A 13,053-nucleotide genomic window follows, 5' to 3' on the forward strand; every position below is an offset into this window, starting at 1 on the left:
TGCATATCCATTTTATCACATTTCCATCCAATGCTTACCTTTCTCAGAGCAACCGTATCTGCTTAGTTGATAGTAGATTTTAATTGTTCAATTCGCTTGTGTAATGCCTGCATTTGGCCCATCAAGTCCTCTTCCTCATCCGTATTCATTTCTTGGTTGATTAAATTGGATAGTTCTAGCTTCAATCGCTCTATTTCATTATGGATGTGTTGCGTTTCTGTTGAGCGACGATGATGCTGCTTCCAATTTTGATAAGAATCTCGATAATCGTAGAAACCATCGTCTAGTGTAAGAACCCTGTTTGAGACTTTTTCAAGCATATATGGATCATGGGATACCATTACGACTGCACCTTGATACCATTCGAGTGCATCTTCTATCCTTTCGCGCGTCTCAATATCCAAGTAGTTCGTTGGTTCGTCTAATACGAGCAGGTTCGCGTTGGAAAAATACAGCTTAACGAATGCGACTCGGCACTTCTCACCCATGCTTAAGTCTTTGAGCTTTTTATAAACGGTATCTCCTTTAAATAAAAAGCAAGCAAGAATGGTGCGCGCATCGGATTGTGTCATGCCTGGTAAATGAAGGATTTGATCTAGTACTGTTCCGTCACCTTGAAGTCCTTCTAATTCTTGCATGAAAAACCCAGTTTGAAGGTTGGGATGATGTTGAACATTTCCTGACGTAGGTTGTAGGGCTCCTGTCATCAGCTTCAACAACGTTGTTTTCCCAGTACCATTCTTACCAACTACAGCGATCCTATCTCCCCGTTCGATTGTAAACGTCATGCCTTCTAGTACATTCACCCCTGCCTCATAGCCGAATGATACATCTTCAAACCGAGCAAATGTCCTGCTATTAAACGCTTGGGATACTAAATCTACATGGATACCTGTGGCTTGCTCCGGCTTCTTAACCTTGTTCGCTTCTAACCGTTCTAACGCCGCTTCTTTTGCCTTTAGTCTTGTCATATTTTTGTTCGCTTTTTTCTTAGCAAATGGATCTCTTTCACTTGCAGCATCGTGCGCTTTTTGAAACCATTGTCGATAGTTCGTTACAGCTTCCATCAGCTTATTTCGTTCAGCCTGCTGTTTTTGATAAGCAGCTTCTGCAGAACGAAACTCATGATCTTTTTGTCGCTTATACTCGGTATATCCACCTACGTATTTTTTCGTACCCTCATAAGACAACTCATACGTAACATTAGCAACATGATCAATAAAGGCTCTTTCATGTGATATGAACAAAACCGTGCCTTTATATGCTCGAAGCCAGTCAGCAAGCCACTCTATCGTTTCCGCATCGAGATGATTTGTCGGTTCATCTAATAAAAGACAGTCAGGGTCTCGTTGTATCACCCTAGCTAGTTTTGCCCGTGTCTTCTGCCCACCACTTAATTGATCGAAAGGAACCTCCCAAAGGGCTTCAGAGATACCCAACTGCCTAAGGTATTGTTCCACGCTACTTTCCCAGTCATATCCATCCAAATCCAAATAGGTCTGTAAGGCTTGATTGTACATATGGATTCGCTTCGCATCTTCCGGACAGTTTTGAAGCATTTTCTCTGACTGGAGAAGTTGTTGTTTTGCTTCATAAAGAGGTTGGGTTTCAAGCTCAACAAATGAACGTGCGGTCATATCTCCATCGAGTGCAGCCTCTTGGCAGACAACTCCCCAGCTCTCTTTTTTCACGTAATGGTGAACAGATCCGTACGTCGGTAATGTCTCTCCCATTAAACATTTAATGAGCGTCGTTTTACCGACTCCATTTCGTCCAACCAACGCAACATGATCCCCTTTATGAATTTCGATATTCGCATTTTCAAATATGGTTTTGCCTTCAATCTCTACTCCTATATTTACCGCTTTTAAAATAAGCATAAAATCCCCTCCATCATTTAAGAAAAATAAAAAAACACAGGACTCTGCCTGTGTTTGATAGGATAAATGGATTCCATGCTAAATAAATGCATAGGAAGAACAATTCGTGCTTTTGTTGATATCGATTTTGGACATACTTATCCCATTACTCTGACTACAGGCAGAGTCATTTTTCGTATTAAGCTACGCGAAAAATGTTTAGGGACTTCATGGCTTGTAGATCGATACCTCCTCTAATTTGTAATTTTATTATACACAATATTCCTGATAATTCCAACAATTATGTTAAAATGTTTCACATGGAACAACCTATCTTTGAGACATGGAGGATCAACAATGCAGCCAACACCTTTACCTATGAATCAACGGATCGCAACGATCGATATCCTGAGGGGCATCGCGCTCTTTGGTATTTTCTTAGTTAATATGCCTACTTTTTTCATGCCTGATTTCAAAAAGAGTTATTATTCGTTATCTATTCAATATGAGGGCTTCGATCAGTGGGTCAGGCTATTCTTTGATTTGTTTGTGCAAGCTAGATTTTATCCAATCTTTTCATTTTTGTTCGGATTCGGATTCTATATCTTTCTTTCAAAAGCAGAATTGAAGTCCAGTCAACCTAGAAAGTTATTTTCTAGACGGCTCTTTATTCTTCTAGGCTTTGGTATCTTACACTTAATCTTTCTTTGGTACGGAGATATTTTACATACGTATGCACTGACAGGTTTCTTGTTATTGCTATTTTATTACCGGAAAGCAAAAACAATTTTCATATGGGCAATTTCACTGATTGTCCTCTATTACACAATGACTGCATCCCAGCTATTAATTCCACAATCTTATATGGAATCCTTACGATATACGAATGAAACAGTCGGCACTAAAAAAGTTGCAGATACGATTCAAATGTACACGGGTGCAAACTATGGCGAGCTGATTGGTTACCGGTTTACGAACGAGGTTATGCCAATCATACAACTTTATTTGTTTAGTGCACCTCTCATACTCGCTCTTTTCTTACTCGGTTTATATGTTGCAAAGAAAGGCTTTATCTCGGACGTCGCATCCCATTTGAAGCTTGTAGGTAGAATATGGGTGATGAGCGGTCTACTCGCAGTACCTCTATTAATTTGGCTAGCGATCGTGCAGCTCAACGGCGTCGATTACGGATTCCACCAGGATACTGTCCACTACCTCATACAACAGATCAGCGGCTTGTTTCTCGCAACCTTCTATATTTTCTCTGTCGTGCTGTTCTTACATAAAGCGCCACTGACAAAGTTCTTCAGTGCTCTTGGAGCAGCTGGCAGAATGGCATTGACCAACTATTTATTGCAGACCGTATTTGCGGTCACGCTCGCCTTAGGCTTTGATTTATATAACAAGGTTGGTTTAACCGTCGGAATGTTGATTTCAATCGCTTTCTTCTCTCTTCAACTAGTGTTCAGCATGTACTGGCTGAAACACTACCGATTTGGACCAGCCGAATGGCTCTGGCGTACACTGACATATAAAGAAAAACAACCATTCAAGAAAAATCAAATGGAACTTAGTAAGTGAAAGAAAAACGCTCAGAGTTGGATGCTCTGAGCGTTTATTATTTTGGTGATTAGTATTCGATCATGTATTGCATCATTTCCTCCTTTTTTTCACCAGAAGTAATTAAAAATAAGTACGATTAGGATAAGTAAAAAACATATGGAAGACATCCACACGAAGTATTTTCTTGTATTGACCAGCAGTAATTCTTCGTACACGAAAAGTAATAGGAATGGTACAAAGGCGAAAATACCCATACCAAACAGCGGCACTAATAAAATGATAAAAAATATAAAGGACCATAAGACATATAAAATAAACTTGAATAGCTTCGTTCCTGACGGGATTCTTTTTAAAATTTTCTCAGTGATCATCGAAAACGGTAATGCATACAAACATGAAATAATATAAACGTAGATTACCATTGAAAAAAAGTCTGCCAAAATCTCTAACGTAAGTTCATTAAATTCATATTCAAACACAGGCATTAATAGAGTAGAAATGATAATTACCGACAATGGAAGCACTATTCCTAACCCTATTAGCTTCGCTTTAAATAATTTCAAAAAATCACCTGTTTCCTTGAAACGATTTGAGTTGAATTCCGAAAACCCTAATTTCAGTACCCGCGACATGCCCTCTCGCACCCTGAAATCACCACTTTGCTGATTTGAGGGTCACAGAGATACTCTCTTCAAATATTTTAACATCATTTTCCTTATTAGATGGCTTTCATCATAACAAAAACCGAGTGATCATCTATTCGATTTTCACTCGGTTCATTTTGCTTTTCGTTATTTAATTTTCTCGATGAAGAGTACTTTCAAGTAATCTCCTTCTGGAAAGTCTTTGGTTGTTTTGAAGTCTGCTGGTAGTGAATGTTCTTGAATGATTTTGTACTTTCCATTCGTTTCTTTAAATGCTTTTTCCACGAATGATTTGAATTTCTTCATATCGAATCCTGCGTAATTTGTGGACGCTACGATCATACCTTTATCCTCTGTGACCGCGATGGCATCCTTCAGTAGATCCTTATAGTCATTTGCTACACTGAATCGATGTTTCTTCGATCGTGCGAAGCTTGGTGGATCAAGAATGACCATATCGAATTTAATGTTCTTTTTCACTGCATATTTGAAATAGTTGAATACATCCATAACACGGATTTCATGTGCTTCATAATCGATTTCGTTCAAGCTGAATTGCTCTTTTGTTTTATCCATACTACGGTTTGCGAGGTCGACGCTTGTTGTTTTCGCCGCTCCACCTAGTGCTGCAAATACAGAAAATGCGCCTGTGTAAGAAAACGTATTAAGGACTGTCTTCCCATTCGAGTACATGTCTCGAATACTTTTCCTCACTTCTCTTTGATCTAGGAATACGCCAACCATTGCACCATCGTTTAAGTAAATCGCAAAATGGACCCCGTTTTCTTTCACGACAATTGGAAATTGTGCACGTTCTCCGAGTACAAAGTCATCATCCTCTATGTACTGTCCTTTTTGATCAAATCGCTTTTTCTCATATAGACCTTTGAATTCAAAAATGCTTTTCAATGCCTCTAAAACAGATTCATTGAATCGATAAATTCCTTCACTGTACCAATTTATCAATAGGAAGCCATCAAAATAATCGATCGTGAGACCACCGATTCCGTCACCTTCACCATTAAATAAACGGAATGCGTTCGTATTCGGGTCATTAAAGAATTTCTCTCGTGCATCTATGGCTTTTTTCAATTTTCGCTCGAAAAAGTATTGATTAATCGGTTCTTCTTCATCACGCGTCAATACCCAACCATAGCCTTTGTTTTGAATGCCGTGGTATCCTCTACCGATAAACTTTTTTTGTTCATCCACCAACTTGAGTATCGTGCCCTCTTCTTTTAAATCATGAAAGTTCACAACCGATTCTCTAAAAATAAGTGGATAGCCCTCATTGAATTTGTTTGCATGTTTCGATTTTATTGTTAATGTCATTTCTTGCGTCATATTTAACATCCCTAACTTTTTAAAAATGAATTTGCTCCCTACATAGTATCATGTTATCCAAACGAGTCCACATTTAATGGTGTTTATCAATCTTCGCCCTCATCTTCACTTTGAAAAGTTGTACCCCCTGCAGTGAAAACGGAACCTAATGCTTGAATCCAACTCCCGTTTACATCTAAAGCTGTACTCAATTGGTCGTTTCCTTCTAAACCGATAATACCACCAATTGCTTGCAGAGAATTCCCCCATGATTGTAATACATTTCCGAGTATATTAATGAATTCCTTTCGAATATCACTTAATTGTTCAAAGACAGCAAGGAGTGCTCCTAATGCTTGTAACCAGTTCCCTGCAATTTCAAACTCCTGTTTTTTTACATTAGGGATGTCAGCGACTATGCCATAGATAACCGTCAAGTTCCCCACAACTTGAATCTTATTACCCGTTGTTTCTAGCGTAATGGTTGGGCTGCCAGCGGCTTGAATTGCATTTCCGAGGGCTTGAAGCGCATTCCCTACAATGCGGAGGTTTTTATCGACTTGTTTTGGTAGGTTAAAACTAGGCGTACTTCCAATAGCAGCAAGAATTGTACCGACTGCTTGCGTCCAAGAACCCGTAATTTCAATGACCTGCTGCTTGCCCACTTAGCCCACCCACCTCTCGCATCTCTTTCTAAATCATATTCATGTCCAGATGAGACTGTTCGAGGGATTAAGGAAGCCCTGGGTACCAAACTGGCACAGGATGTATTGACTTCGAAGTTCTCTACAGGGCGTAGTGGTCCTTTGTCGAAGATCCTTAAAGGAAACTCGGCAAAGCCAAACCACTATCTATATATATAAAGTTCTGTTAAAGAATACTGTTGCTTCTTGTAGAAAAGTTGATGAAGGGAAATTCACGAGACTCCTGCGGGATCAGCGAGCCAGGCGAGACCCCGCAACGAGGAACGAAGTGAGGAGGCTCGCGGATCGCCCGCGGAAAGCGAGTGAATTTCGAAGAAATCAACAATATCATTTAACAAAGCCTACATAAAAAAGCCCAGATAAACTGACTTATCTGAGCTCTTGTCTATTCAAATTTCTTCGGGAATTGTTTAATGATGCCTTCAGAAAGGGCGTCAGCAAATTTTATTATATGAACTTCTCCTTTATCAAACGCTTCGATGTCTGCTTCCCACTTCTTCTCAAGCCTCGCTACCGCTTCATCTAAAGTGAGGACGAGATGCTCATCAAGTAACGCTTTCAAGTCCTTCTTAGACCAATTCGGATTAGCAGAGCTTAAAAACTGTGCAATGTCATCTGCATTCCGATACCATTCTTCATTGTATTTTTTGACATTCGCTTGATCGTTGTTCTTAGCCGCTTCAATAAGTTCTCCAGCAATTACAATGTGTTCCGTTAGCAATTCAGCCAGTTTCTTACTTGCTTTCTCACCATAGTACGGTTTAATCGCATTACCAATGTCCTTTTGATTTTGTAGTAGTCTCGATAAGGCAGCATCTTGGTCTTCTGCACTTGCAATCGCACTAACGATATAATTTCTCGTCCAGATTGTATGATCGATCCACAATTTACGTAAATCAGACATTAGTTTGGCTTCTTTTTGGGTATACGTTTCTTGTACCCTTTCATTCATTTTTGCATCTGCTTGGTATGGTGAAGAGATGATGAGAACTGAAAAGATGACTAAAGCCACTTTAATTAAAGTTGTTTTCATTTTTGCGTCTCCTTTTGTACTTTAGAATGATCTTCCTAATTATTTTGGCTTTAGGTCACTATTTCATACTGCTTTTCCCCATAATATAGTCAACGGAAGAATGAAGTCATATTGTTTTTAAAAAGACTACGGCTATGCTATAGTTTTTCGATGATGTTCGAAAAGAAGGAGCAAAATCCAATGAATTACGCAACAGAAAAACAATCTCATTCATATAAACGGACGATTATGATCTTGAGTGTGGCGGTCCTACTCGTTGTCATGAATACGACGATGTTTAATGTAGCACTACCTACTATCCTTAGGGATTTCAATTTATCTGCGTCAGAGGGCGCATGGATTGTGTCAGGATACTCAATCGTGCTTGCAATATGTACCATTACTTATACAAGATTGTCAGATTATTTACCGATAAGAGGTTTACTCATTACTGGAATTGGTATTTTCGGAATCGCATCAATTCTCGGGATCTTCGCCTCAAGTTTCGCGTGGCTACTGGTGGCACGCCTATGTCAGGCTGCTGGAGCTGCTGCAATACCGGGGCTATCCATGGTATTTGCTAGTAGATATATACCGAAAAGGACCAGAGGACAGTCGATGTCGATGATTGCTTCTGCAGCATCGTTTGGTTTCGGTTTAGGACCTGTAGTCGGAGGATGGATGACAAATGCTTTTGACTGGAATTATTTATTTATCGTGACACTGTTTGTCCTTATGGTCATACCTATTTTGTTTAACCAGCTCCCTACAGAAGGAATACGCAAAGGTCAATTCGACGTTCTCGGTGGTATATTGACTGGCGTGACGATTACATCCTTTCTACTCTTCATCTCAACTAGGGAGTGGTACTTTATTGCCTCATTCCTCGTTCTTGCCTATGTTCTTTGGTTAAGAATTTCACGCGCTGAAATACCGTTTATTCAACCAAAGCTCATCCAAAATCGAGGATACAGAAAACTTCTTTACATTAGTTTTCTCGGCTTTTGTACGCACTTTGCTATTCTTTTGCTCATGCCCATTATGCTGGAGCAAATTTACGGAAAGTCACCTTCATTAGTTGGGATGATTATCTTCCCAGGAGCGATGTTTTCAGCTGTTGCAGCCATCTATGTTGGACGACTCATCGATCGATATGGAAATATTCGAGTCATGGTTTGGGCAGCATTTTTACTCGGTTTATCAACATTAATTTTCGGCTTTTTATCACCGATTAACGAGTATATGATTATGGTCGGATATATGTTCACAAGCTTCGGATTCTCTAGCCTCTCCTCAAGTTCAACGAATGAAGTGACTCAGATTCTACCGAAAGAGCAAGCAGCAGCTGGTATAGGCATGAAGCAATTGACTCAGTTCGTAGGAAGTGCAACTGGAGCCGTTTTAGGAGGAATCTTATTGGAGTTAAACGATTCCACTTATACATTGTTTGATTTCCAATTCACATTTTTCACAATGGCCTTCCTCATGACAATTGCATTCTTGTTCTTATTAAGCTATAAGAAAAAAGTAGCATCTGCATAGAATATCAGCGTATTCTCAACATATATAGGTGGAAAACGGAATGTATGTGGGGAATAGCCTTTATTCTAAACTTATATTGATGAAAACATGAAAATAAGTGGGGAATAGCCCTTATTCTCAACTTATATTGATGAGAATCGAAAAATAAGTGGGGAATAGCGCATATCCTTCACACATAGGGGCTCAGCGAGAGTTTTCCAAGCCAAAACCCTCCTCTTTCAAACATTTTTTGTCATAATCTATACTTTTCGCTTATATAATGACAGTAAATCCACTTGAAAGGGGAGTTCATGATGAGTAACGAAAAATCGAACGACAAAAAGTCAAAGAACATCCTAAAAAACGCTACAAAGGGTGTAAATGATGTCTTCCACAAGAGTGTCGATACAGCGAACGATACCATCAAAAAAGTCTCTGGTGAAGGTGGAATTATTGGGAAAGCATCCGATACAGCTTCTGATGCTGCAAAAGGCATTTCCAATACAGGAAAAGGCATTGTCGACAAAACGGTTGATACTTCATCAGATGCTTACAAAGGTGTGAAGAAGAAAGTTACGAACCGGAACAAGGATCAATAGGAGTAGGTACAACACTTGGAAACTGTATCTCAAAAGATCTTCTGCCTAAAAAATAGAGGAACCACCCTTGGCGCAAAGCCCTAGGGTGGTTCTTTCTTTTATTAAGCTAACAATAAGCTCGGTTACATATTTGAAGTAACCTTCGCATCACTGACTTGTGCTTGAACTAAGTCTGCATAATAGCCTCTTCTGTTCATGAGTTCGCGGTGACTTCCTTTTTCAATAATCTCTCCATTATGCAAAACTAAGATACAATCTGCGTTTCTAATCGTATTCAGTCGGTGTGCGATGACAAAGCTCGTGCGCCCCTCCATCAACGTATCTATCGCATCTTTAATCTTCATTTCAGTAACCGTGTCGATACTGCTTGTCGCCTCGTCTAAAATGAGCAAGGCAGGATCCGCTAGCATCGCACGAGCAATGGAAAGGAGTTGTCGTTGCCCGTGACTTATCCCTTTACCATCTGAGTCAAGAATGGTTTCGTATCCTTCAGGGAGCTTCATGATAAATTCATGAGCGTGAGCAGCTTTTGCAACCTTCTCAACCTCATCATCAGTCGCATCCAGTCTTCCGTACCGGATATTTTCTCTAATTGTCTTATGAAACAACATCGAGTCTTGTAACACAACGCCCATTTGTTTCCGGATTTGCTCGCGATCGATCGTTTGAATATCCGCGCCATCGACTAGTATTTTTCCTTGATCATGGTCATAAAACCTTGATAATAGTGAGATAATCGTTGTTTTTCCCGCACCTGTTGGTCCCACTAAGGCAATCGTTTCACCTTGTGAAGCGTGAAAGCTTATGTTCTTTAAGATTGGCTGTCCTTCATCGTATGAAAAATCGACCGATTCAAACGTAACGTCCCCTCTCACTTTTTCGGGAACAGAGACTGTTTTATCACGAGAGGATTCTTCTTGTTCATCTATAATCTGAAACACTCTTTCTGCTCCTGCGACTGCTGATAAAATCATATTATACTGGTTGGCAAGGTCATTAAGCGGTCTTGTAAACTGCCTAGAATAGGTTGTGAAAGTAACGATGACACCAATTGAAACTAAACCATTTAATGCTAGCAATCCTCCTGCACCTACTATGATTGCGAAACTCACGTTATTGAGCATATTCATTAGTTTAGGAATGAAGCCAGAATAAGTTTGCGCCCAGTAGCTTGCTTCTCTTAAGGATTTGTTTTGTTGAGCAAATTCTTCCATTACACGCTGTTCTTGCGAATACATCTTAATGATTTGATGTCCAGAAAACATTTCTTCCGCGTAGCCATTCATATCACCAAGTTGCTTCTGTTGTTGCTTGAAAAATATACTCGTTCGCTTTGTGATCCACTTCATGCCAAAATACATGATGGGTACAATCGTTAGCGTTAACAGAGTCAAAATAGGACTGAGCCAAATCATCATGCCAATTGTGCCTGCAATCGTCAATACACTTGTTGTAAATTGAATAACTGCAGAATTCAATGTACGACTAATATTTTCGATGTCATTCGTTAGACGGCTCATTAAATCCCCTTGTTGCCGCTTTTGGAAAAAGAGTATGGGCAACCGCTGTAAATGTGAAAACAAGTGATTCCTTATCAAATAAACCGTGTCCTGAGCCAGACCAATCATCCAATAATTCTGAAGCCAAGTTGCAATGGCGTGCATGACGTATACGAATAGCAATATACTCACCATCACTATTAACGTTTTTGTCATGGGATCAGCTATGACCGCATCCACTGCTCTACCTAATAGATAAGGACCAATTAAAGATAATAGTGAACTGATCACAACGAGAGAAACGATGGCAATAAACCGTTTCTTTTCCCCAGCCATATATGTCCAGATTCGTAGCACGGTAGATAGAACGTTGTCGACTTTCGGTGGCTTCGTTCCAATTCCTTGATGTCGCCGGTTTGGAGGCATCTAAATCACATCCTCTTCCATTTGGGACTCATAGACTGATTGATAATACGGATTAGATCTTAATAGATCATGATGGTTTCCTATTCCAATGAACTCACCATCATCTATTATGAGAATTTGGTCAGCATTGCGAACGGAACTGATTTTTTGAGCGACGAGAATCACCGTACACGCCTTTTCTTTTAACATGGTGAGGAGTCTTTTTTCAGTATGAGCATCAAGTGCGCTCGTACTGTCATCTAGTATTAATATATCCGGGTCCCGAACAAGAGCCCGTGCGATGGAAAGTCGTTGTTTCTGACCTCCGGATAAGCTCACACCTTTTTGACCGAGCAATGTTTCATAACCTTCAGGCAAGCTTTCAATAAAATCATGAATTTGTGCATCCTTAGCTGCCTGCACGACCTCATTCTCTGTTGCATCTTCTTTACCCCATCGGATATTATCAACAATCCGACCTGAGAATAAATGCGCCTCCTGAGGAACGATACTCATCCTACTTCTTAAATATTCTATATTCACATCGTTAATGTTCGTTTCATCTATCAAGATCTTACCCTCAGTATGTTCCAATAGACGCGGAATTAAGTTTAATAGCGTCGTTTTTCCTGAACCCGTTTCACCTAGAATGCCAACTGTTTCACCTGGGTGGATCGTAAAAGAGATATTTCTTAAGACTGTTTGTTGATTGATTAATTGATACGTCACATTCTCAAATCGAATGCCTCCATTGAATGCAGGTTTCAAATCCTCGCCAGGTGCATGTAGCGGTCCCGTTGTTTCTTCCAATACGCCTTCAATCCTTTTAGCTGACGCACTCCCTCTTGAATAGTTCATGATCAGGAATGTGAATACTGTGAACGTGAACATGATTTTTGTCGCGTAGTTGATGACCGCTACAAGTTCCCCAGCCTGAACAGTATTCATGTCCAATTGCATGGCCCCAAACCAAAGGATCAGGATGATCACCACATTCATCCCGAGCATGACAACAGGCATGGCTACCTCCATCACCCACAACGCTTTCTTGTTTTCATCCATTAACGTCCGGTTAACGCCTTTGAACCTCTTCTCCTCATAGGCCCCTCTATTAAAACCTTTGATCAGTCTAATGCCTGCAAGGTTTTCTCGAATAACTGTGTTAATCCGATCTAGTCTTTCCTGAACCTTTCTGAAAAGCACCATACCTTTTTTAAGGATAAAAAAGAGAAACAAAAGCATGATTGGAACGGATAATAAGAGAATTGTCGCAAGACCTGGATGTACAACGAAGGACATCACGATACCACCGATTATAAAGAGCGGCGCACGCATTGCAATTCGCATAAGCATAAACAGGACACCCTGAACTTGCGTAACATCATTCGTTAGTCGAGTAACGAGCCCAGGTGTTGAAAAGGTCTGAAAGTGTTTACTAGAAAAGGCTTGAACCTTTTGAAACAGATCTCTTCTCAAGTCATGTCCAACCCCTTGACTTGCATGAGCAGCAAAATAAGAGTTGGTTATACCTGCTGCAAAAGCAATGAGAGAAACGCCTAATAAGACGCCTCCCCAAATCAAGACAACGTCCATATCCTTTGTTACAATACCCTCATCAATGATTTTAGCCATAATCAACGGTTGAAAGAGTTCAACAATTAATTCTAGGATCATTAACGATAGTGCTACAGAAACTGAAATTTTATATGTAGGTAAATAGGAAAAAACCTTCCGCATAATATCCACCGATCCAATCTTGAGTTGGTACAATTATACAGGATAAAGGAAACTTGGCAAAGCCAAGCCCTGGCGCAGGCTGAACCTTAGTTGCGCTTATACTTTGTTCATAAACTTTTCCACCACGCCGATTTATAACTGTGCTGAAAAGTTATACTTAATTCTGAAATTTATTATTCTAATCTAT

Annotated in this window: 9 protein-coding genes; 3 read left to right on the forward strand and 6 right to left on the reverse strand. The window is 40.0% G+C overall.

Translation table 11 applies throughout. The features are described from left to right. Nucleotides 1-62 precede the first annotated feature (62 nt). A complete protein-coding gene (gene abc-f, locus L2716_RS14940; protein WP_236337658.1) occupies nucleotides 63-1,880 on the reverse strand; it encodes a ribosomal protection-like ABC-F family protein in 1,818 nt (605 codons plus the stop codon). Nucleotides 1,881-2,216: 336 nt separating this feature from the next. On the opposite strand from abc-f, the gene L2716_RS14945 reads away from it, so the two are divergent. Further along, on the forward strand, nucleotides 2,217-3,440 hold the full coding sequence (locus L2716_RS14945) for a DUF418 domain-containing protein (protein ID WP_236337659.1): 1,224 nt from the start codon (nucleotides 2,217-2,219) through the stop codon (nucleotides 3,438-3,440). Nucleotides 3,441-4,213: 773 nt separating this feature from the next. Here the strand turns inward: L2716_RS14945 and L2716_RS14950 are convergent. From L2716_RS14950 to L2716_RS14960, 3 genes are all read right to left on the reverse strand, one after another. Further along, nucleotides 4,214-5,410 (reverse strand): class I SAM-dependent rRNA methyltransferase, encoded by a 1,197-nt coding sequence (locus tag L2716_RS14950; protein WP_236337660.1) that lies wholly within the window; start codon nucleotides 5,408-5,410, stop codon nucleotides 4,214-4,216. Nucleotides 5,411-5,496: 86 nt separating this feature from the next. Further along, nucleotides 5,497-6,054 (reverse strand): DUF6944 family repetitive protein, encoded by a 558-nt coding sequence (locus L2716_RS14955; RefSeq protein ID WP_236337661.1) that lies wholly within the window; start codon nucleotides 6,052-6,054, stop codon nucleotides 5,497-5,499. A 424-nt stretch (nucleotides 6,055-6,478) separates the two neighbouring features. Further along, complete coding sequence (locus L2716_RS14960) at nucleotides 6,479-7,126, reverse strand: glycosyltransferase (RefSeq protein ID WP_236337662.1); 648 nt, start codon at nucleotides 7,124-7,126, stop codon at nucleotides 6,479-6,481. A gap of 180 nt (nucleotides 7,127-7,306) precedes the next feature. Here L2716_RS14960 and L2716_RS14965 point away from each other — a divergent pair, with 180 nt between their 5' ends. Further along, nucleotides 7,307-8,647: an MFS transporter gene (locus tag L2716_RS14965; RefSeq protein WP_236337663.1), complete on the forward strand. Its 1,341-nt coding sequence runs from the start codon at nucleotides 7,307-7,309 to the stop codon at nucleotides 8,645-8,647. A 293-nt stretch (nucleotides 8,648-8,940) separates the two neighbouring features. Beyond that, nucleotides 8,941-9,225 (forward strand): hypothetical protein, encoded by a 285-nt coding sequence (locus L2716_RS14970; RefSeq protein ID WP_236337664.1) that lies wholly within the window; start codon nucleotides 8,941-8,943, stop codon nucleotides 9,223-9,225. A gap of 122 nt (nucleotides 9,226-9,347) precedes the next feature. On the opposite strand, the gene L2716_RS14975 is transcribed toward L2716_RS14970, so the two are convergent. Together L2716_RS14975 and L2716_RS14980 are read right to left on the reverse strand one after the other, a co-directional pair. Further along, a complete protein-coding gene (locus tag L2716_RS14975) occupies nucleotides 9,348-11,150 on the reverse strand; it encodes an ABC transporter ATP-binding protein (RefSeq protein ID WP_236337665.1) in 1,803 nt (600 codons plus the stop codon). Next, nucleotides 11,151-12,866: an ABC transporter ATP-binding protein gene (locus L2716_RS14980; RefSeq protein ID WP_236337666.1), complete on the reverse strand. Its 1,716-nt coding sequence runs from the start codon at nucleotides 12,864-12,866 to the stop codon at nucleotides 11,151-11,153. Between the last annotated feature and the right edge of the window lie 187 nt (nucleotides 12,867-13,053).

Source organism: Pseudalkalibacillus berkeleyi, from assembly GCF_021608225.1.
GTDB lineage: Bacteria > Bacillota > Bacilli > Bacillales > Fictibacillaceae > Pseudalkalibacillus > Pseudalkalibacillus berkeleyi.

Coding starts and splice junctions, on each gene's coding strand:
- L2716_RS14945 (WP_236337659.1), top strand. CDS start 2,217: ATGCAGCCAACACCTTTACCTATGAATCAACGGATCGCAACGATCGAT.
- L2716_RS14960 (WP_236337662.1), bottom strand. CDS start 7,126: ATGAAAACAACTTTAATTAAAGTGGCTTTAGTCATCTTTTCAGTTCTC.
- L2716_RS14965 (WP_236337663.1), top strand. CDS start 7,307: ATGAATTACGCAACAGAAAAACAATCTCATTCATATAAACGGACGATT.
- L2716_RS14970 (WP_236337664.1), top strand. CDS start 8,941: ATGAGTAACGAAAAATCGAACGACAAAAAGTCAAAGAACATCCTAAAA.
- L2716_RS14950 (WP_236337660.1), bottom strand. CDS start 5,410: ATGACGCAAGAAATGACATTAACAATAAAATCGAAACATGCAAACAAA.
- L2716_RS14975 (WP_236337665.1), bottom strand. CDS start 11,150: ATGCCTCCAAACCGGCGACATCAAGGAATTGGAACGAAGCCACCGAAA.
- abc-f (WP_236337658.1), bottom strand. CDS start 1,880: ATGCTTATTTTAAAAGCGGTAAATATAGGAGTAGAGATTGAAGGCAAA.
- L2716_RS14980 (WP_236337666.1), bottom strand. CDS start 12,866: ATGCGGAAGGTTTTTTCCTATTTACCTACATATAAAATTTCAGTTTCT.